We start from the raw sequence: 21,366 nt of genomic DNA on the forward strand, positions 1-21,366 counted from the left end.
CACTCTTTTTTATTGGTCTTTGGTAGCTTATTGATTTATAAAGAAAAATAATTTTGTAAATTTTTGCTTCAATATGTTGTGTTTGATTTGATATTGAAACACTATATATTGTGTTTTAAGGTTGTTTTAAAAGTGCGCAGATAGATGGGGAAGCCTTGAGGAAACTATGTTTATCTGGCTTTTTCGAGTATGATGGCTGCTTGTTTTGAATCGCTTACAAGCGGTTATTTTTTACTGATTTTTTACCGCTTTATTTTGATATTTTTATGACTAACGAAATTCAACCTTTTTACCGTGGACGTTTTTCGGTTGCTCCAATGTTAGATTGGACAACCCGTCACTGCCGCTATTTTCATCGCCAATTTAGCCGCCAAGCATTGCTTTATACCGAAATGATTACCGCCCCGGCGATTATTCACTCCAAATATGATTTGTTGGAATATGATCCGAGCGAAAATCCGGTTGCATTACAACTAGGCGGAAGCGATCCGGCACAGTTGGCTCATTGTGCCAAATTGGTGGCAGAGCGAGGCTATGCCGAGATTAATCTAAATGTCGGTTGCCCGTCAGACCGAGTGCAAAACGGCATGTTCGGGGCTTGCCTGATGGCAAAAGCGGATTTAGTGGCGGATTGTATTAAAGCAATGCAAGAAGCGGTGGAAATTCCGGTCACGGTTAAACATCGTATTGGGATTGATGATTTAGACAGCTATGAATTTTTGTGTGATTTTATCGAAAAAGTGCAACCTTATAGCAATGATTTTATCGTACACGCTCGCAAGGCGTGGCTGACAGGGTTAAGCCCGAAGGAAAACCGTGAAATTCCGCCTTTAGATTATGATCGGGTTTATCAGCTCAAGCGAGATTTTCCGCATTTAAAGATTAGCATCAATGGCGGCATTAAAACCATTGAGGAAATTAAACAGCATTTGCAGTTTGTTGATGGGGTAATGGTAGGGCGTGAGGCCTATCAAAACCCGTCAATGCTAGGCGAGATCGATTCGCAAATTTTTAATGAAAATCGACCGCTTGTAACGGCAAAAGAAGCGGTGGAAAAGATGTTCCCTTACATTGAACGAGAGTTAGCAAAGGGTGTCTATTTAAATCATATTGTTCGCCATATGCTCGGAGCATTCCAACATTGTAAAGGGGCAAGACAGTGGCGTCGTCATTTAAGTGAAAATGCCACTAAGCAAGGGGCTGGTGTAGAAGTGGTGGAACAAGCCCTTGCATTTATTGGCTAAAATGGGCTAACAGGAGGAAAAATGGCAGATCCGCATATTCAATCACCAATGGATTTTTGGGATTATTTAACTGTCATCGTTTATCGTTGTGGTTTTGTGTTAGCTACATTAATGTTGCTTTTATTGCCTTATTATCCTCAAACGGCACAATATGGCTTATTGATATCTGGCACAATGTTAGCTTCATCTTTACATCTTTATGCCAAATCGTTTCGCCTGATTTTCCAATTTTCTGCTTGGATTGGTTTACTTGGTGCTGTGTTTAATTTCCCTTTGCTTGCGTTCGGGGCAATGCTACTGGTGATCGGCGGATTAAGCTATAAAGAATATTTCTGTTTTAGAGTATTCGGCTTAAATTTCCAACCGCTTTTAGTGGCGGCATTGTGGATTGCTTTTGCACTAGAATGGCCTTTATTGGTGCAAATTCTAAGCCTTGTCTGTGGCTTGTTGCTTCTTGTGCTGAGTATTCAAAAATGGCGAATGCCGCTGCATTTTGATATTGGCGATAAAAGCAAATATCAGATTTAATTTAATATTTTATCGGGATTTTTATGAATAAATTCAAAATTGCTTTAATGGCAACAGTGGCAATTGGCTTATTTGCTTGTACGCCCTCACCACAATCAAACTCAACTAAGCAACAAGCACAGGTTGGATATTTGAAACAGAATATCAGCCAAGCGGAGTTGAATAATCCGAAAGATTTTAAGCGTTATAGCTATTATTGTAAGAATTTCTTAACAGGGGGGGGTTCTTACCTTGCGACTTATTTCCCGCTTTGGTCTGAAAGCCGTAAGCAAGAGAATTTTGGTATCTATTTCCAGTTAGATAATGGAAAAGTATATCCTTTCGACCATATTGCGAATATTAGTTTGAACGGGAGAGGAACCAAATTTGAAGTGCGTTATCGTTCTTATCAACCGATTGAAGGTGGTTTCGTGGAGTTAGTGGCACGAGAGTTCATTTCAACCTATTATAAGAACAATGTACCGTGGTTAGAGTGTAGAGAAGGTTAATTGCCTAAAAGAAAATTGCTAAAAAGAAAACGGATAGCACTTTAAAGATGCTAGCCGTTTTTATTATGTCTGAATTAGCGTAAAAATGCCGGAATGTTTTTCTCATAAGCTGCAATCGCTGCTTCGTGTTGAAGTGTTAAGCCGATATTATCCAAACCATTTAATAAGCAGTGGCGGCGAAATTCGTCTAACTCAAAGCGATAAACTTTCTCGCCAACAGTTACAGTCATCGCTTCCAAATCAACGTGGATCTGTTTTCCTTCATTTGCCCACACCCATTGGAAGATCTCTTCGACTTCCCCTTCGGTTAATTTAATCGGCAACATATGGTTGTTTAAGCTGTTATTGTAGAAAATATCCGCAAAACTTGGGGCGATCATTACTTTAAAACCGTAATCTGCCAATGCCCAAGGGGCGTGCTCACGAGAAGAGCCACAGCCTAAATTTTTACGGGCGAGTAAAATGGTTGCACCTTGATATTGTGGGAAGTTCAGTACGAAATCGGGGTTGATTTGGGTCTCTTCCGCATCTAAATAACGCCATTCATGGAAAAGGTGCTTACCAAAGCCGACACGGGTAATAGCTTGCAAAAATTGTTTTGGAATGATTGCGTCGGTGTCTACGTTCGCTGCATCAAGAGGAACGACCAAGCCTGAATGTTGTTTAATACCTGCCATTTTTTCCTCCTATTATGCGTTTAATGACACTTTGCGAATATCCACAAATTTACCGAACACCGCTGCCGCAGCCGCCATTGCCGGGCTGACTAAGTGGGTACGACCGTTACGTCCTTGTCTGCCCTCAAAGTTACGGTTAGACGTAGAGGCACAACGTTCCCATTCGCCCAAGCGGTCATCGTTCATTCCCAAACACATTGAGCAACCCGGGTTACGCCATTCTGCACCGGCTTCGATGAAGATTTTATCCAACCCCTCTTTTTCCGCTTGTTCTTTTACCAAACCTGAACCCGGCACAACGAGAATACGTTTTACATTGTCGGCTTTTTTACGCCCTTTCATTACCGCAGCCGCAGCTCGTAAATCTTCAATGCGAGCATTGGTGCAAGAACCGATGAAGACTTGATCAACCGGCACATCTTTCATATCGGTATGGGCTTCTAAGCCGATGTAAGCTAAGGCTTTTTCCGCAGAGGCACGAGTAACAGGATCGGCCATATCTTCCGGATTTGGAATTACATCATCAATACCGATTACCTGCCCCGGGTTGGTTCCCCAAGTCACTTGTGGAGCAATGTCTTTTGCTTCTAAGATCACTTCCGCATCGTAAACTGCACCCTCATCGGTTTTGAGGGTTTTCCAATATTCAATGGCATCTTCCCAATCTTGACCTTTTGGTGCATTTGGGCGGTCTTTCAAGTAAGCGAACGTGGTTTCATCCGGGGCAACAATACCGGCTTTTGCACCAAACTCAATCGCCATATTACACACTGTCATTCGTCCTTCCATTGAAAGATCACGAATTGCTTCACCGCAAAATTCCACTACATAGCCTGTACCGCCAGCCATAGTTGTTTTACCGATGATCGCAAGCACAATATCTTTTGCGGTAATGCCCGGGTTCACTTTGCCACGAACTTCCACTTTCATACTTTTTGCACGGGCTTGTTTTAAGGTTTGGGTGGCTAAAACGTGTTCCACTTCAGAAGTACCGATACCGAAGGCTAACGCACCAAATGCCCCGTGAGTGGCGGTGTGCGAGTCGCCACATACAATGGTCATACCGGGTAAAGTCAAGCCTTGCTCCGGCCCCATTACGTGGACGATACCTTGTTGTTTTTTAGTGATGTCAAACAGGGGAATACCGGTTTCTTCGCAGTTTTTTTCTAATTCTAATACTTGAATTTTCGCTTGCCCTTCAAGTTGCTGAACATCACGTACTTGGGTTGAAATACTGTGATCCATTGTGCCGAAGGTTTTGCTGACTTGGCGAACTTGGCGACCGGCAACACGCAAACCGTCAAACGCTTGCGGGCTGGTGACTTCATGAATTAAGTGGCGGTTAATATAAATAATCGGTGTTTCGCCTTCGGCTTCATACACAACGTGCGAGTCGAATAGTTTTTGATATAGGGTTTTGGCTTGCTGCATAAAATGTTCCAACTCAAATAAATAATTTTGGCTATACAAGCGGTTAAATTTGCAAACAATTTTACAAAAATGACCGCTTGCTGATATGGAGTGAATATAACGATTAAAAAAATGAAAGTAAAACGGTATTTTTCAGTTAAATAAGGATTTTTATTCTGTGTAATAAGCCTAAAAATAGTCTTTTTTAAATATGTTTAGAATATTGTTCTGAATAATACAGCTGTTCTAGTAAGTTATCTAGTCATTATCAGAGTTTATAGAGCTATTTTCTTCGGTATTTTTTTATGCAATTTTTGTATTGAAAGGTGATATCTATCACATTTTTTAAAAAATCTTCTTGCAATCAAAATAATAATGCCTAGACTTAAAAAAATTAATTCGAAACATATTATTTTGCACCCAGTCATTATTTTATAAATGGAGATTAAATATGCAGTCAAAATTTTCGCTTTCTTTATTAGCAACCTCGTTAGTATTAGGTTTATCGACAAATGTATTTGCAGCGAAAGTACCTGAAGGAACAACGCTTGCAGAAAAACAAGAAATTACGATTAATAATGCTTCTGAGCCATCAAGTTTTGATCCACATAAAATTGAGGGCGTGCCGGAATCGCAAGTTGCTTATCAGTTATTTGAAGGGCTGGTTACGAAAGACTCAGACGGCAATATTCAGCCGGGTGTGGCGGAAAGTTGGGAAAATACACCGGATTACAAAACGTGGACGTTCAAATTACGCCAAGATGCTAAATGGTCAAACGGTGATGCCGTGACAGCCCACGATTTCGTATTTGCGTGGCAGCGTTTAGTTAATCCACTTACGGCTTCACCTTATTCAAGTTATTTAACTTATCTCAATGTAGAAAATGCCCAAGATATTATTGACGGCAAGAAAAAGCCAGAGGAATTAGCGGTTAAAGCGATTGATGATCATACTTTCCAAGTGCAGTTAAGCCAACCTGTGCCGTATGCGGTAGAGTTGGTCACACACTCTTCTTTATTACCTGTACACAAAGCGACCGTTGAAAAATACGGTGATGCTTGGGTGAAAAAAGGCAATCTGGTTGGAAACGGAGCTTATACCTTAGCTGATCACGTCATTAATGAAAAAATCGTGTTTGAGCGTAATAAAAATTATTGGAATGATAAAGAAACTGTGATTAATAAAGCAACTTTCTTAGCCATTGCCAATGCCACAACCGATGTTTCCCGTTACCGTGCCGGTGACTTGGATATGACCAGCTATACTCTTCCACCAGAGCAGTTTGCAACCTTGAAAAAAGAGATTCCAAACGAAGTGTTTACGGCAAGAACCCTTTCTACTTATTACTATGAAATTAACCATAAACGAGCGCCGTTTGATAATGTGAAAGTGCGTGAGGCGTTAAACTTAGCTTTAGATCGCACCATTATTACCGATAAAGTGTTAGGACAAGGTCAAACCCCAACCTATGTGTTTACACCTCCTTATATTCACGAGGGCGAAAAAATTCAGCAACCTGCTTATTCCAAAGAATTAATGGCAGATAGAAAAGCCAAAGCGTTGAAATTATTGGAAGAAGCCGGTTACAGTAAAGCGAACCCGTTAAAATTTACTATTCTTTATAATACCAACGACAACCACAAGAAAATTGCGATTGCAGTTTCATCATTATGGAAACAAGGCACAGACGGCATTGTTGATGTAAAATTGGAAAACCAAGAGTGGAAAACGTTCTTAGATACCCGCCGCAATGCAAATTATGATGTTTCTCGTGCAGGTTGGTCGGCAGACTATAACCAAGCAACCACTTTTGTGAACTATTTCTTATCGAACTCCAGCAACAATACGGCGTTCTATAAGAACCAAGCGTATGATGATGCGGTAGCAGAATCTTACAAAGCGACAGACGCAGCCGGTCGTGCAGCTGCTTATGCAAAAGCAGAGGAGCAGTTAGCCAAAGATTATGCGATTATTCCGATTTATAACTATGTAAACCCACGTTTGGTGAAACCTTACGTGAAAGGCTATGAGGGTAAAGATCCGCAAGATGATATTTTACTGCGTAACCTCTACATCGTGAAATAAGACATTATGGGCTGTTTATTGAAAAATAAGCAGCCTATTTTTATGGGGGAAGAATGGTCGCAAAATTATTCTCGGTTTACGGACGGGTTCAAGGTGTCGCTTTTCGGTTTTTTACCTTGCAGGAAGCGAATCGATTAGGCATAAAAGGCTATGTCAGAAATCGTGATGACGGCTCGGTAGAAGTGGTAGCTGAAGCGGATGAACAGACGATCGCTCAACTGGAAAATTGGTTACAACAAGGCTCACCTGCTGCAAAGGTGGAACGGGTAATTGTGAGCGATTATCTTGGTTCAGAAAGGTTTAAAAGGTTTGAGGTAAGGTATTAACTAACAAGCGGTGTCATTTGTAAAAAAATTTGCAAATGACACCGCTTGTATTGCTTGGTTTAATCTAACGCTTTTTCAATTTTCTCAAACAGATCTCGTGCTAAATTATCCAGCTCACGCAGGCGTTCTAGACCACGACGCATCAAGGTTTGGCGTTGGTTATCGTAGCGTGAGAGTTTAATTAACGGCTCAATAAGTCGAGCAGCAACTTGTGGGTTACTTTCGTTAAGTTTAATCAGCGTATCTACCAAGAAACGATAGCCTGAACCGTCAATGGCGTGGAAGGCTTTCGGGTTTTGACCGCAGAATGCACCTACTAATGAACGTAAACGGTTTGGGTTATTAAAGTTAAAACTTGGGTGTTCCATTAAATTTTGCACGATGGATAACACATCGTCATCCGGTCGGGTGGCTTGTAGCATAAACCATTTATCCATCACTAAACCATCATGTTTCCATTTTTGCTCAAAATCAGCTAATAATGCATCACGGCAACTTAGCTGGGCTTTGGTTGCGGCTTGTAATGCAGCAAGCGTATCAGTCATATTATCGGCATTATTGTAATGCTTATGCACCAACGCGTTGCCTAAATCAGTAAAGGCTAAATAGCTTAAGCAAGCATTACGCAAGGCTCGTTTAGCAATATCTTCAGCCACGACTTGATATTCCCCACATTGATTTTGGTGATAAACCGCTAATAGCTTATCTTGCAAGGCGTGAGCAATGGAATGCTGCATAAATTCACGCACAACCGCAATGCCTTGTGGGTCAATGGTTTTGAATGATTCTGCAAACTCGGTTTCTTTCGGCAATGTGAGGGTTAATGCAGTTAGTTCCGGCAAGCTTGCTGAGTTATCCAACACGAACGTTAAGGCATTCACCAACCCTTCTGAGAAGTTAAGTGGCTGCTGTTGCTGATAACGGCTTAAATTCTCACGCAGTTCATTGGTATAAAGCATTTGTGCTGCGTCCCAACGCACAAAATCATTTTCAGCGTGTTTGAGTAAGGTTAAAAGCTGCTCGGTGGTATAGTTGTAATCTAACCGTACCGGTGCAGAGAAATCACACAGCAATGCCGGCACCGGGCGTTGTGTTACATTATGAAACTCAAAGGTTTGGTGTTCTGCGGTTACATCTAACACATCGCTTACGGTTAATAATTCATATTGTAATGGAATGCGTTTACCGTCCTGTTCACCATATAACGCTACTTTAAGCGGAATATGTAGATTGAGTTTATCCATCTGATCGTGGGTTGCCGGTGTCATTTGTGAAATATGCAAGCGGTATGCCTTGCGTGTTTCATCATATTCATCGGAAATGGTGAGCTCAGGCGTGCCGGATTGGCTATACCAACGGCGGAATTGTTCAAGATTAATGCCTGAAGCATCTTCCATTGCTTTAACGAAATCTTCACAAGTTGCAGCAGAACCGTCGTGTCTTGCCACATAAAGTTGCATACCTTGTTGGAATTTTTCTTCGCCTAACAGGGTGTGAATCATACGAATAATTTCCGCCCCTTTTTCATACACAGTCACGGTGTAGAAATTATTCATTTCAATCACTTTTTCTGGGCGAATCGGGTGAGCCATCGGGCTGGCATCTTCGGCAAATTGTACGGTACGCAGTAAACGCACATCTTCAATCCGTTTTGCCGAACGAGACCATAAATCGGAGGTAAATTCCTGATCACGGAAGACAGTTAAGCCCTCTTTTAAGCTTAGTTGGAACCAATCACGGCAGGTAATGCGGTTGCCTGTCCAATTATGGAAGTATTCGTGGGCAATCACCGCTTCAATATCTAAATAATCGGTATCGGTTGCAGTTTCCGGTTTTGCCAACACAAATTTGGAGTTAAAGATATTCAGCCCTTTGTTTTCCATCGCCCCCATATTGAAGAAATCAACGGCAACAATCATATAAATATCTAAATCGTATTCCAAACCGAAACGCTCTTCGTCCCATTTCATTGAACGTTTTAAGCTCTCCATCGCCCAAGGTGCACGGTCTAAATTCCCACGATCGACATAAATTTCGAGCGTGACTTCACGTCTGCTTTTGGTGATGAATTTATCTTGGAGTAAGTCAAAATCACCCGCAACCAAGGCAAATAAATAGCTTGGTTTAAAGAACGGATCTTGCCATTCCACCCAGTGTCTGCCATCGTGCAACTCGCCTTGTGCAATACGGTTACCGTTAGAAAGCAGATACGGGTATTTGCTCTTACTAGCGGTGATTTTTGTCGTATATTTTGCAAGTACATCAGGGCGGTCGAGCATATAGGTAATCTGGCGGAAACCTTCAGCCTCACACTGGGTGCAAAGTCCGTCACCCGATTTATACAAACCTTGTAACGAGGTATTCTGTGCCGGATTTAATGCAGTTTCAATTTCAAGCTCGAACCGCTCGGCAGGCACATCCGCTAAATTTAAGGTTAAAGATTCATCATCTTTTTGAAAGGCAGAAAACGGCACACCGTTATATTTAAGCGAAAGGAAATCGAAACTATGACCATCTAAGCGAAGTGTTGTCGCCTCAGGATTTTTACGCACGACAGTTAGTTTTGAGGTGACAAAAGTGCGATCCGGGTCAAGTTGGAAGTCAAGATAAATATCAGTAATAGTGAAATCGGGAGCTCGATAATCTTTTCTGAGTTTCGCTTTAGGTTGCATAGGATTTCCTTTTTTAGTTGCGTTTAGCTCATAGAATAGTGTCGTTATTGTACTAAAATAGCGGTAAATTTTCCAAAAAATTTGACCGCTTGTCGCAATAAAAACGGCTATAAATAGGATTATTTATAGCCGTGAGTTTATTTCGCAATTAGGCAGTTTGGTGGCCTTGGTCTAAATGAACGACATTAATTAAGTCATCAACACCAACATCAAAGGCTTTACCAAATCCTTTTACAAATAAGCCTGCCGTTGGCTTAAAGCTAAAGAGCTTGAAATCTTGCATATTTGACAGTTCATCAACTAAATCGCCGTGACGAGCTTTAAGTGCTGCAATGCTATTATTCCATTCCTCATCAGTACGTTCAATCATTCGCACTGTTGCGTCAAAGGTTAAGCGACGACGGGCAAAAATTTGACGGCTCTTACTTTCATCCTCAATTAGCATTAAAGAGACTTTTGGCACCTCTTGTAAATTACGAGCGTGACGGGCAATAGTAGTGATTAAGACTTGATATTCGCCGTTATTAATTACAAAAGGGGCATAGCTCACATTCGGTACACCATCTTTATCTATGGTTGCAAGCATTATAGTTTTGATTTGTTGTTTTAATTCTTCAATTTCTGGACCTAAACGGTTTTGTAAGACCTCTTGACGGTTGGTTGTCATAAAATACCTCAATTTTAATAGTGTTTTTTTAGATTACTATAAAGAGTGAAAACTTTCAATCCATATGAGAATCATTATTGACTATAAATGTGATGTAACTGATAATACATCTTATTAATAATAAAGTATATTAAAAATCTATCTAGGGAGAATCATGGTGTTTACCTCTTATTCAATAAAGTCTAAAAAATTGTGCCCGACTATATTGGCTTTAAGCGTTAGTAGCATTTTGTCTTCACAAGCTACCTATGCGGAAGAAACAACAGCGGAATTATCTGAAGTAAATGTTGTTGCTAAAGAAGATGTGAAGGCTTCTATAGAAAAGAAAAATAAAGAGATAATTCAGCAAGAGTTGATTCAAAATAATCGAGATTTAGTTCGTTATAGCCCTGATGTTGGCATTGTTAACCAAGGTAGACATCAAAAAGGATTTGCTATTCGTGGAGTGGAAGACAACCGTGTAGGAATAAGTATTGATGGTGTCTCGCTTCCTGATTCAGAAGAAAATTCCCTTTATAAACGCTATGGTAATTTAAATACATCTCGCCAATCTATAGATCCGGAATTAGCTCGTACTATTGAAGTATCTAAAGGTGCAGATTCTTTCAATCAAGGTAGTGGTAATTTAGGCGGCGGAGTTAATTATCGGACGCTTGAGCCTTATGATATTGTTCGTAACGGTAATAAATTTGGTGCTTTTTATCGCACAGGATATGGTACTCGTAATAATGAATGGTTGAATACATTCGGTGTTGGATATTTAGGTGAGAAAGCTGAGGCGATATTGGTTTATTCAAATCGCCATGGGCATGAAATGGAAAGTGCAGGAGGTTATACTCTTCCTGAAGATTCTCTACAAACTCGCTCTTTACGCAGTAGTAAACAAACTCCTGATGATTCTACTCATAATCATCATAATTATTTAGCCAAATTTGCTTATCGATTTAATGATAATCACCGCGTTGGTGTTTCTTACAGTGGGCAAAATAATAAAAATTATATTATCGAAGATTCAGCCGTTACTATTACTTCTTTTTGGCGTGAAGCGGAAGACCGTAGTAAACGTGATACAGTAAATGTTTTTTATGAGTATTTCCCAGAGTCAAAATGGATATCTCTAGCTAAGATAGATGCAGATTATCAAGATACTGAAACATCTGCTTATAACTATGAAGGTACACGCGCTGAAGAGGCAACAGACTGGAGCCCTGCTAAACAAAGAAAACCAAGTGACAATAATATTCGTATTTTTAATACTGAATTGAAACGCTTAAATTTCCGTTTAGACAGCCAAGCATTAGAATTTGGTAAATGGACTCATCAGCTATCTTTCAAAGCCTCTACTGCAGAGAGAGATTTCGATGTATTACATAAGGACTCGGTTTATTTATCCGGTGTTTGGGTAAATTCTCCCGATTCTACGATGATGTACCCAATTAAAACGAAACAGCACACTTTTTCATTGCACGATAAGATTGATTTAACGCATGATTGGATTGCAACTCTAGGCATTCGTTATGATTGGGCGAAGTATGAACAACAAGAACTCAATGGTCTTGTTTGTCGTAACTGCGTAAAAACTGACAATGCGAAATTTAATCAACTAACTTGGGTTACCGGTTTAGAAAAACATCTGACTGAGGCATGGAAAGTAGGATATAACATTGGGACAGGCTTCCGTATTCCAAATGCATCAGAAATGTATTTTGATTACCGTGATAATGCTGCAGGAGCTTGGATGTCCAATCCAAACCTAAAAGCGGAACGTAGTTTAAGCCAAAATTTAAGTTTGCAAGGTAGTGGCAATGTTGGGCTGCTCTCAGTTAATTTCCACCATACTAAATATAAAGATTTTTTATGGGAGCAAGAAACCTGGGATGTTTACCAAGCATATGGTAGAGAGTTTTGGCGCCCGGTACAGCAAATGCAAAATATTGATTCTGCGAAAATCTATGGGCTAGAAGTGAGTGGTAAATGGAATTTAAATTCAGCCATGCCAATACCTGAAGGCTGGAAGCTATTTGGAGCCTTCGGTTACAGCAAAGGTAGTATGTCTAACGGGGCAGATTTACTTTCTATTCAGCCGATTAAAGCCGTAGTTGGCTTAGATTATGAACAACCTGAAGGTAAATGGGGAGTATTTTCTCGCTTCACATTCTTGGGGGCTAAAAAGGCGAAAGATGCAAAATATTTAAAAACATTACCGGAAAAATGCCTTAAAGAGGATAGAACGCCAAATCCGTATTACCCTTATTGGGGGGATGAATATGACATTCGTTGTACTGAATATTCTCACGAGACAGGTTTAGATACCTGGAAGCACTTAAATGCTAAAGCCTTTGTTGTGGATTTATACGGTTTCTATAAACCAACTGAGAATATTACATTACGTGCCGGTATTTATAATTTGTTTAACCGTAAATATCATACTTGGGATACTTTACGTGGTTTAAATACAACAGGTGGAATCGTTAATTCTGTTGGAGTACGTGAAAATGCAGCTTACGGTGGCTATCCTGGATTACAACGCTATTATGAACCTGGACGTAACTTCTCGGCTAATTTTGAATACCGTTTCTAATTTACAAATTTACTTAGAGAGCTAAGAAACTCTCTTTACTTAAAGGAACATTTAATGATATCAATCGAACAACAAACCGCCTTACGCAATGAATTAGCCGAAAATCCGGGGCAAATTTTAGAAATGTTAGCGGCAAAATATCAATGCACGATGGAAGAGGTAATGCTGAATTTACCGCCTGAAATGCTAAAAGTAACCGAAGGGGAGCGTTTTGCCGAAGTGTTACAGGAAATCCACGAATGGGACGATGCAATTACGCTGATTTCGCATACGGAAGATACCATTATTGAGTTTGTAGGCAAGCTCCCAAGCGGTTCAATTTCTCGTGGGTTTTACAATTTCGAACATAAAGAGGGCGGTGGCTTACAAGGGCATCTACGCTACGAAAATTGTGCCAAAATTTATTTATTAGATCGCCCTTTTATGGGAAAACGCACGGTTTCCCTGATTTTCATTAATAAAAAAGGCAACGCGATGTTTAAGATTTTTGTCGGCAGAGAGAAAATTGGCGGGGCATTGAAAGAGCATCAAATTAAGGCTTTGTATCAGTTGATTGGCTAATCTGTAAAAAGTCATCGAAAAATGACCGCTTGTAACTTATAGAAAGGGCTACGATATTGAATCGTAGCCCTTTTCAATATTAGCCTACCGCTTGCGGTAAATAACCAGCCTGAATTAAAAACGGAATTACCATAATGATAATACCGGCAATTAACGCAACCACTAATGCCAAATTACCACCAATCACACGGTAAGGTAAATTCGGATATTGGCGACGTGCTTTCCACGCTAAGCCGATAGGTAAAATCATACCATAGAACGCAAAGAGTAAACCGGCGTAACCTAATGCCTTAATAAAGCCGTTCGGATAGAATAAAGCGAACAGAATTGGCGGTGTAAAGGTGGCGATGGTCAGCCATAAACGGTTAGTCGGTAGATTTAAGCGTTTTAACAAATCGCCCACGCCTTCAAAAATTCCCATCGAAACCCCTAAAAATGAGGTAATCAATGCAAGCACTGAGAATAAACGAACCATTTCGCCTAAAATCGTGCTACCGGTAATTTGGCTGGTGGCTTTTACCAAGCCGTTTAAGGTCGGGTCTTGTGTCAAAATCGTGGTGAATTCATTTTGGCTTAATACCCCGTGTGTAGCGAGCTGCCACAATAAATAAGCCACTAGCGGAATTGCCGTCCCGATATAAATAGATTTACGAATTTTGCCGATATCTGCGTCTAAATAGCTATTAATTGTTCCCATAATAACGTGGAAACCGAACGCAGTGAAGAAAATGGGTATAGCAGAAATAATGAGTAAGTTATCTAATGGAATTGCTGTCAAGTTTTCCAGCTTCGCTTTAGGCAGCATCATCAGCAACACGGCAATAAAAGCAACAATTTTTCCTAAAAACAGTACTCGGGTTAAACCATCAACCGATTTCACGCCGACTACCACAAATGTACCTAATACCGCAGTGAAGATTAAAATGCTGATTTTCAGTTTCATATCAGCATCTGCCATTTCAGGCATTACACCGGCTAACAGTGAACCACCGCCGGTAATATAAGCCGCAAGTAGGGCATAAAGTAGTACGAGCAAGCTGAAAGTGGCTAATACACGCCCGATTAAGCCAAAGTATTGCTCGGCAAGGCTTGCCACTCCAACATCTTTTTGCGGAGCGGTTTGATACACTTCCATAAATAATAAACCGGTGTAGGCTAATAAAGCCCATAATCCGACTAAGAGTAATGCGGTTGCCCCAAAACCCATTCCGGCAGAGGTGAGTGGCATTGCCAGCATTCCTGCACCAATGGTGGTGCCTGCAATCATTAATGCACTTCCTAAAATTTTATTTTTCATAATATGTGTGAGTAAGAGTTAAAAAAGAGGAACATTTTATCAGAATTTTTTCGCAATGCGATCTAGATAACATAATTTCTCCGCTTATTTTGCACAATCAGCCGTGCTCTAGTAAACTAAGCAACAATTTGCAATTTTTTATCAAAAACAGACCGCTTGTATGTCTCTAATTTCACTTAATCTGCCGCAAATTGACGGTAATTTTCAAGATCATCAAACTCTCGGCAACCTTGTCGGGCATTCCGATACTCTTGCTATCAGCCAAGCTGCCCGAGCCTTTTACGGCTTGACGGTGGTAGTCACGCCCGATACCCGCACCGCGTTACGCTTGGAAAAAGCCTTGCCACAGTTTGCAGGGCTGCCGGTGCAACTGTTCCCCGATTGGGAAACTTTGCCTTACGACAATTTTTCGCCGCACCAAGACATTATCTCCGCCCGACTTTCTGCCCTGTTTGAACTGCAACAAGGGCGGCAGCAGATTTTGCTGTTGCCGATCAACACCTTAATGCAGAAGGTCTGCCCGCCGAATTATCTCGCTAACAATGTGCTGTTGATTAAAAAAGGCGACCGTTTTTCGATTCAAAAACTGCGGTTACAGCTGGAAAATGCAGGCTATCGGGCGGTGGAGCAGGTGCTAGAATATGGTGAATACGCCGTGCGTGGCTCGATTTTGGACTTATTCCCGATGGGGGCAGAAGAGCCGTTCCGCCTCGATTTTTTCGATGATGAGATCGACAGTATCCGCACCTTTGATGTGGATAACCAACGCACCAAAGCGGAAATTGCCGAAATCAATTTACTGCCGGCACATGAGTTCCCGACCGATAGCAACGGGATCGAGCATTTTAGAGCCAAATTCCGTGAAAAATTCGGTGAAATCCGCCGTGAGCCGGAGCATATTTATCAGCAAGCCAGCAAAGGCATTTTGAATGCAGGAATTGAGTATTGGCAGCCGCTGTTTTTCGAGGAAATGGCAAGCCTGTTTGACTATTTCCCTGCCCAAACGCTGTTTATCACTTTCGCCGATATTCAGCAAAAAGCCGAACAATTTCAACAAGATACCCAAAACCGCTATGAAAGCCGCCGAGTGGATCCGATGCGACCGCTACTGCCACCAAGTGATCTCTGGTTTGCGATTGATGAGGTGAATCGCTGGCTGAAAGGCTACCCTCGTTTAACGATAACCTCGGAGAAAATCCGCAAATCAGCAGCGAAAATGAATGCAAATGTAGCGAACTTGCCGGATATTGCCATTCAATCTTCCGCGAAAGAACCGTTTTCTGCCTTCCAGCAATTCCGCCAAAAATTTGACGGCAACATTCTGTTTTCGGTGGAGAGCGAAGGGCGAAGAGAAACCTTGCTGGATCTGCTTGCTCCGCTTGGGGTGAAACCGAAGCAGGTAGGCTCTATTGATGAAATGATGGTGCAAGCGTCCACGCTTGTACCAAACGACAATTTGCAAACTTTTCTAATTATTTCACCGCTTGATCAAGGTTTTGTTATTGAAAATGCAAATGGCACAAGCGAGACGCTTGCGCCATCAATAAATACAAGCGGTCAAAATTTAGCAATAATTTGCGAAACCGATCTCTTAGGCGAAAAGGTGCAAACACGGCGTGAGAAAAACCGCAAAACCGTCAATCCAGATACCCTAATCCGCAACCTTGCTGAGCTGAAAATCGGGCAGGCGGTGGTGCATTTGGAAAACGGCGTGGGGCGTTACGGCGGTTTAAACGTGCTGGACGCTGGTGGAATCAAAGCCGAATATCTCGTGCTACATTATGCTAACGATGCCAAGCTCTATGTGCCGGTTGCCTCGCTCCATTTAATCAGCCGTTATATCGGTGGGGCGGACGAAACTGCACCGCTGCACAAATTAGGCAGTGAGGCGTGGGCGAAAACCCGCCAACGTGCTGCGGAAAAAATCCGTGATGTGGCGGCAGAATTGCTCGATGTTTACGCCAAACGAGAAAGCCAAACCGGTTTTGCGTTTGCCTACGACAAAGCGGAATTTGATCAGTTTAGTGCTACCTTTCCTTTTGAGGAAACGGACGATCAGAAAATCGCCATCAATGCCGTAATTAGCGATATGTGCCAAGCCAAAGCGATGGATAGATTGGTGTGCGGCGATGTCGGTTTCGGCAAAACCGAAGTGGCAATTCGAGCGACTTTCTTGTCGGTGATGAACCATAAACAGGTTGCCATTCTTGCCCCAACCACCTTGCTTGCCCAACAGCATTATGAGAATTTCAAAGACCGTTTCGCCAACTACCCTGTGAATGTGGAAGTACTCTCTCGCTTTAAAACCGCCAAAGAGCAGAAAACGATTTTGCAAAATGTGGCGGAGGGCAAAGTGGATATTTTGGTCGGCACGCACAAACTGTTGCAAGACGATGTAGCTTTCCGTGATCTCGGCTTGCTGGTGATTGATGAAGAACACCGTTTCGGCGTACGCCAAAAAGAGAAGATCAAACAACTGCGTGCCAATGTCGATATTCTGACCCTCACTGCCACGCCTATTCCAAGAACGCTGAATATGGCACTCAACGGAATGCGGGATCTCTCGATTATCGCTAGCCCGCCGGCTCGCCGACTTTCAATCAAAACCTTTGTGCGACAAAGTGATGAAATGGTAATCCGTGAGGCAATTTTGCGTGAAATTCTGCGTGGCGGACAGGTTTACTACCTGCATAACGATGTCGCAACTATTGAAAACTGTGCGGAAAAATTGGCAGAACTTGTGCCAGAGGCAAGAATTGTGATCGGACACGGGCAGATGCGTGAGCGTGAATTGGAGCGGGTGATGAGCGATTTCTATCATCAACGCTTTAACCTACTGGTCTGTTCTACCATTATCGAAACGGGGATTGACGTGCCGACTGCCAATACCATTATTATCGAACGGGCGGACAAATTCGGGCTGGCACAACTGCACCAACTGCGTGGACGGGTCGGACGTTCACACCACCAAGCCTACGCCTATATGCTCACGCCACACCCGAAAACGCTCACCAAAGACGCCGAGCAACGGTTGGAGGCGATGAGCACCATTGATAATCTCGGGGCCGGTTTTGCATTGGCGACCCACGATTTAGAAATCCGGGGTGCAGGCGAATTACTCGGTTCGGAGCAGAGCGGACAGATTGAAAGTATCGGTTTTTCGCTCTATATGGACTTGCTCGAAAATGCGGTCAAAGCCTTGCAAGAAGGACGAGAGCCGAGCCTCGATGAAATCACCCAACACCAAGCGGAGATTGAATTGCGTGTGCCAGCCTTGTTGCCAGACGATTATCTGCCGGATGTGAATATGCGTCTGTCGTTCTACAAGCGGATCGCAAGCTCGGAAAATCTGCAAAGTCTGAACGACTTGAAAGTAGAGCTGATCGACCGCTTTGGCTTGCTCCCAGAGGCAACCAAAAACCTGTTTGCGATTACCCAACTTCGCTTGGCGGCACAAACGCTCGGGATTAAGAAAATCGATGCCGGTATTCACGGCGGTTATCTTGAATTTAAACCGACCGCCCAACCCGACCCGATGAAGTTTATCGCCTTAATCCAAAAACAACCGGCGGTGTACAGTTTTGAAGGGGCGGTGAAGTTCAAATTCCGCTTAGCACTCGAAGACAACCGCAGGCGGTTAGAATTTGTGGAAAATTTGCTAAGGGAGGTTGTGGGCGGATAAAGCCTCCTAAGGTTGTCAATCTTGAAAAACGATTTTTGCGATCTGTATCGTAAAAATCGTTTTTGTTTATTGCGAATCCAGTAATTTCATCTAGGCTGTTTATAACTTAAAAAAATAGATGTAAATATATTTTATTTACAATCAAAAAGGAGTAAACTGGCAATGGAAGAAATTAATGGTTTTGAATGGGATAGTGAGAAAGCTCTTCGTAATCAACAAAAACACGGAGTTAGTTTTATCGAGGCGGTAAGCGTATTTTATGATAATAATGCGATGTTAATCCCGGATCCAGATCACTCATCTAGGGAAGAGCGTTTTTTGCTACTCGGGCGTAGCAATAAAGATAATCTACTTGTGGTTGTGCATTGCGAGAGAAATACCAACATTCGGATTATTTCAGCACGTTTGGCAATAAAACGCGAAAGTGGGCAATATAAAGGAGTACATTAAATGAGAGATGAATACGATTTTTCTAATGCAGTGAAAAACCCTTACGCAAAAGGGCTAAAAAGCAAAAGTGTGGTTACTATTCGGATTGAAGACGATGTTATCAGCTATTTTAAACAACTTGCCGAAGAGGTGAATTTGCCTTACCAAACGTTGATCAATCTTTATTTGAAAGATTGCGTTGAGCAGAAACGTAAACCGACTATTAGTTGGTAATATTATGATTTGAAATCAGTATGTTATTGAGTATTTGAGAATGGGTTATCTTGCCAGTTGTATAAAATAGGCATATACTTTGGCATATACACTATCTATCGGAGGGTAAAGTAAGATGGAAAAAATTGCGAGATTATTCCGTAACGGGCGGAACCAAGCAGTGCGTTTACCGGTTGAATTTGAGTTTGATGCAGAGCAAGTCTATGTTTCTAAACAAGAAAATGGCGATATTTTATTATCATTGAGATCGAGAAATACCGAGCATTGGCAACGATTGTTTGAGCTATTGCCTGCTGTTGTATGTGATGAAACATTTTTAGATACAAAAGAGAGAAACCAATCCTTTGAGCAACGGGATCCTTTTGAGGTAGCTTAAATGTATATGTTAGATACGAATACTGTAAGCTATTTTTTTCGTGGAAATGCAAATGTGGTGGCGAAATTGAAGTCCATTAATCCTGAGAGGCTTTGTATTTCATCTGTAACTGCTGCTGAATTGGTTTATGGTGTGGCGAAAAGAAATAATGGGCAGCTTTCTCAATTTTTAGATTATTTTTTATCGAGTGTAAAGGTTTTAGATTGGAATTATCGTTGTGCTGAACTTTATGGCAAGTTACGGGCAGAGATGGAGAAAAATGGCAAAGTAATGGGCGTGCAGGATCAAATGATCGCTAGCCACGCTCTTGCTGAAGAGTGTATTTTAGTTTCTAGCGATCAGGCATTTAAAATGGTTCCTGATTTAAAATTGGAAAACTGGTTACACTAAACCAGTGAAATTAATAGTAAGGAAAAACAATGAAACAATCTCTTCTTAACCGTTTACTACGTTACACTCAAATCCACACCACCTCCGACCCGAAAAGCCAAACCTTGCCAAGCTCGCCACAGCAGTGGGATTTGCTTCATCTGCTGAAAACGGAAGTAGAGGCGATGGGGCTTAGCGAAATTTATCTTGACCCCAACGGCTATCTGTTCGCCAGCCTGCCAGCCAATATTGACAAAACCCTGCCGGTGCTTGGGCTGATTGCCCACGTTGATACTTCGCCCGATTTTAATGGTGAAAACGTGAAACCACAGGTGATTGAGGCTTATCAAGGCGGCAATATTTTGCTAAACGGCAGTGGCGATTATCTTTCGCCAACGGATTTCCCGAATTTAAACAAGCTGATTGGCGACACCTTAGTCACCACTGACGGCACCTCTTTGCTTGGTGCAGATGACAAATCCGGCATTGCGATTATTCTCTCGGCTATCGAGTATTTACAAGCTAACCCGCACATTCCGCACGGCAAGATCCGCATCAGCTTCACCACCGATGAAGAGATCGGTCGAGGCGCCGATCATTTTGATGTAAACGCATTCGGTGCCGATGTTGCTTTTACGCTAGATGGCGGGCCTCTGGGCGAATTGCAGTATGAAAATTTCAATGCTGATGCAGCGACCGTTACGTTCTTCGGGCGGAGCGTTCACCCCGGCACGGCAAAGGGCAAAATGATCAACGCCTTAGAGCGAGCTTGCGAGTTTCAACACCGTCTGCCGCCCCATTTAACCCCTGCAACCAGCGAAGGGCGTGAAGGCTTTATTATGTTGCACGGCATTGAGGGTGGAATTGATAAAGCGGAAATTCACTATATTTTGCGTAGCTTTGAGCGTGATGAATTAGCTGCATTCGGCAAAATGTTGAACGATACATTGACAGAGATGCAACAACTTTACGGCGAACATTGCGGAAAAGTCGAGATTGTCGAGCAGTATCGCAATATGCGTGAAGTGCTGGACGATTACGGCTACTTGGTTGAAATTGCCGAAAACGCAATGCGTGAACAAGGCATTGAGCCGAATTTAGAACCGATCCGTGGCGGTACTGATGGCTCACGCCTTTCATTTATGGGCTTGCCTTGCCCGAATTTATTTACCGGCGGCGAAAATTTCCACGGACGATTTGAGTTTATTTCGGTTGATACGATGGAAAAAGCCACAAAGGTTGTAATTGATATTTGTCGGAAATTTGCTGATTATGATTTCAACAAATAAGGCGGCTGCAAGCGGTCAAATTTGATGAAAAATTTGCAAAAAGCGTTATTTTTCACCAATTAAACGATTTTTTACAGATTTCCTACAAATTTATTTGACATTAAATCTGAAATCCATAGAATATGCACCTGTTGAGACGCTACGAGGTTCGTAGCGTTTTTAAATGCGGGAATAGCTCAGTTGGTAGAGCACGACCTTGCCAAGGTCGGGGTCGCGAGTTCGAGCCTCGTTTCCCGCTCCAATTTTTCTATATCGTGCTGCCCGAGTGGCGGAATCGGTAGACGCAAGGGATTTAAAATCCCTCGCCTTTCGGGGCGTGCCAGTTCAAGTCTGGCCTCGGGCACCATTTAGAAAATCAACAATTTAAAATTTGCGGGAATAGCTCAGTTGGTAGAGCACGACCTTGCCAAGGTCGGGGTCGCGAGTTCGAGCCTCGTTTCCCGCTCCAAT

18 protein-coding genes and 3 tRNA genes are annotated in these 21,366 nt (G+C 42.2%); 16 read left to right on the forward strand and 5 right to left on the reverse strand.

Annotated elements, in window-relative coordinates:
• Nucleotides 1-266: 266 nt before the first annotated feature.
• The 3 genes from dusA to ACJ7Z2_RS04880 are packed head-to-tail and all read left to right on the forward strand — an operon-like array spanning nucleotide 267 to nucleotide 2,260.
• Nucleotides 267-1,244, forward strand: a complete 978-nt coding sequence (gene dusA / locus ACJ7Z2_RS04870) for a tRNA dihydrouridine(20/20a) synthase DusA (RefSeq protein ID WP_409500967.1) — start codon at nucleotides 267-269, stop codon at nucleotides 1,242-1,244.
• Between the two features lie 21 nt (nucleotides 1,245-1,265).
• Nucleotides 1,266-1,772: a DUF2301 domain-containing membrane protein gene (locus ACJ7Z2_RS04875; RefSeq protein WP_409500968.1), complete on the forward strand. Its 507-nt coding sequence runs from the start codon at nucleotides 1,266-1,268 to the stop codon at nucleotides 1,770-1,772.
• 23 nt (nucleotides 1,773-1,795) lie between these two features.
• Nucleotides 1,796-2,260 carry a hypothetical protein gene (locus ACJ7Z2_RS04880; RefSeq protein ID WP_126302517.1) on the forward strand — a complete coding sequence of 155 codons (465 nt, stop codon included), beginning with the start codon at nucleotides 1,796-1,798 and terminating at the stop codon, nucleotides 2,258-2,260.
• A gap of 74 nt (nucleotides 2,261-2,334) precedes the next feature.
• Here the strand turns inward: ACJ7Z2_RS04880 and leuD are convergent, their stop codons facing one another.
• Both leuD and leuC read right to left on the reverse strand, forming a co-directional pair.
• Nucleotides 2,335-2,937 (reverse strand): 3-isopropylmalate dehydratase small subunit, encoded by a 603-nt coding sequence (gene leuD / locus ACJ7Z2_RS04885; protein WP_126302516.1) that lies wholly within the window; start codon nucleotides 2,935-2,937, stop codon nucleotides 2,335-2,337.
• A 12-nt stretch (nucleotides 2,938-2,949) separates the two neighbouring features.
• Nucleotides 2,950-4,368 carry a 3-isopropylmalate dehydratase large subunit gene (leuC, locus tag ACJ7Z2_RS04890; RefSeq protein ID WP_154703926.1) on the reverse strand — a complete coding sequence of 473 codons (1,419 nt, stop codon included), beginning with the start codon at nucleotides 4,366-4,368 and terminating at the stop codon, nucleotides 2,950-2,952.
• Nucleotides 4,369-4,798: 430 nt separating this feature from the next.
• Between leuC and ACJ7Z2_RS04895 the strand changes: the two genes are divergently transcribed.
• Both ACJ7Z2_RS04895 and ACJ7Z2_RS04900 read left to right on the forward strand, forming a co-directional pair.
• A complete protein-coding gene (locus tag ACJ7Z2_RS04895) occupies nucleotides 4,799-6,433 on the forward strand; it encodes an ABC transporter substrate-binding protein (protein ID WP_154703927.1) in 1,635 nt (544 codons plus the stop codon).
• Between the two features lie 53 nt (nucleotides 6,434-6,486).
• Nucleotides 6,487-6,759 carry an acylphosphatase gene (locus ACJ7Z2_RS04900; RefSeq protein WP_006249326.1) on the forward strand — a complete coding sequence of 91 codons (273 nt, stop codon included), beginning with the start codon at nucleotides 6,487-6,489 and terminating at the stop codon, nucleotides 6,757-6,759.
• Nucleotides 6,760-6,818: 59 nt separating this feature from the next.
• Here the strand turns inward: ACJ7Z2_RS04900 and pepN are convergent, their stop codons facing one another.
• Together pepN and hutZ are read right to left on the reverse strand one after the other, a co-directional pair.
• The gene (gene pepN, locus ACJ7Z2_RS04905) at nucleotides 6,819-9,431 is read right to left on the reverse strand and encodes an aminopeptidase N (protein WP_409500969.1); all 2,613 of its coding nucleotides are present in this window, start codon (nucleotides 9,429-9,431) and stop codon (nucleotides 6,819-6,821) included.
• Between the two features lie 148 nt (nucleotides 9,432-9,579).
• Nucleotides 9,580-10,098, reverse strand: a complete 519-nt coding sequence (gene hutZ, locus ACJ7Z2_RS04910; protein WP_006249323.1) for a heme utilization protein HutZ — start codon at nucleotides 10,096-10,098, stop codon at nucleotides 9,580-9,582.
• 154 nt (nucleotides 10,099-10,252) lie between these two features.
• On the opposite strand from hutZ, the gene ACJ7Z2_RS04915 reads away from it, so the two are divergent.
• Nucleotides 10,253-12,679, forward strand: a complete 2,427-nt coding sequence (locus ACJ7Z2_RS04915; RefSeq protein WP_409500970.1) for a TonB-dependent hemoglobin/transferrin/lactoferrin family receptor — start codon at nucleotides 10,253-10,255, stop codon at nucleotides 12,677-12,679.
• 54 nt (nucleotides 12,680-12,733) lie between these two features.
• Complete coding sequence (gene hutX / locus ACJ7Z2_RS04920; protein ID WP_409500971.1) at nucleotides 12,734-13,240, forward strand: heme utilization cystosolic carrier protein HutX; 507 nt, start codon at nucleotides 12,734-12,736, stop codon at nucleotides 13,238-13,240.
• Nucleotides 13,241-13,319: 79 nt separating this feature from the next.
• Here hutX and ACJ7Z2_RS04925 read toward each other — a convergent pair whose 3' ends face one another.
• Entirely contained in the window at nucleotides 13,320-14,537 is a 1,218-nt protein-coding gene (locus ACJ7Z2_RS04925) for an aromatic amino acid transport family protein (protein WP_006253628.1), read from the reverse strand.
• Nucleotides 14,538-14,697: 160 nt separating this feature from the next.
• On the opposite strand from ACJ7Z2_RS04925, the gene mfd reads away from it, so the two are divergent.
• From mfd to ACJ7Z2_RS04970, 9 genes are all read left to right on the forward strand, one after another.
• Nucleotides 14,698-18,219 carry a transcription-repair coupling factor gene (gene mfd / locus ACJ7Z2_RS04930; RefSeq protein ID WP_409500972.1) on the forward strand — a complete coding sequence of 1,174 codons (3,522 nt, stop codon included), beginning with the start codon at nucleotides 14,698-14,700 and terminating at the stop codon, nucleotides 18,217-18,219.
• A gap of 162 nt (nucleotides 18,220-18,381) precedes the next feature.
• Nucleotides 18,382-18,669, forward strand: coding sequence for a BrnT family toxin (locus ACJ7Z2_RS04935; RefSeq protein ID WP_409500973.1), 288 nt, complete (start codon nucleotides 18,382-18,384; stop codon nucleotides 18,667-18,669).
• Nucleotides 18,670-18,882: a BrnA antitoxin family protein gene (locus ACJ7Z2_RS04940; RefSeq protein WP_006251765.1), complete on the forward strand. Its 213-nt coding sequence runs from the start codon at nucleotides 18,670-18,672 to the stop codon at nucleotides 18,880-18,882.
• A gap of 115 nt (nucleotides 18,883-18,997) precedes the next feature.
• The gene (locus tag ACJ7Z2_RS04945) at nucleotides 18,998-19,258 is read left to right on the forward strand and encodes an antitoxin (RefSeq protein ID WP_006251766.1); all 261 of its coding nucleotides are present in this window, start codon (nucleotides 18,998-19,000) and stop codon (nucleotides 19,256-19,258) included.
• On the forward strand, nucleotides 19,259-19,648 hold the full coding sequence (locus ACJ7Z2_RS04950; protein ID WP_006249411.1) for a type II toxin-antitoxin system VapC family toxin: 390 nt from the start codon (nucleotides 19,259-19,261) through the stop codon (nucleotides 19,646-19,648).
• Between the two features lie 29 nt (nucleotides 19,649-19,677).
• Nucleotides 19,678-20,916, forward strand: a complete 1,239-nt coding sequence (pepT, locus tag ACJ7Z2_RS04955; protein ID WP_409500974.1) for a peptidase T — start codon at nucleotides 19,678-19,680, stop codon at nucleotides 20,914-20,916.
• Nucleotides 20,917-21,081: 165 nt separating this feature from the next.
• Nucleotides 21,082-21,157 (forward strand) — tRNA-Gly (locus ACJ7Z2_RS04960).
• 18 nt (nucleotides 21,158-21,175) lie between these two features.
• Nucleotides 21,176-21,262 (forward strand) — tRNA-Leu (locus ACJ7Z2_RS04965).
• Nucleotides 21,263-21,288: 26 nt separating this feature from the next.
• Nucleotides 21,289-21,364: transfer RNA gene (locus ACJ7Z2_RS04970), tRNA-Gly, on the forward strand.
• The last annotated feature ends 2 nt before the right edge of the window (nucleotides 21,365-21,366 follow it).

The organism is Mannheimia glucosida (assembly GCF_046267875.1).
GTDB lineage: Bacteria > Pseudomonadota > Gammaproteobacteria > Enterobacterales > Pasteurellaceae > Mannheimia > Mannheimia glucosida.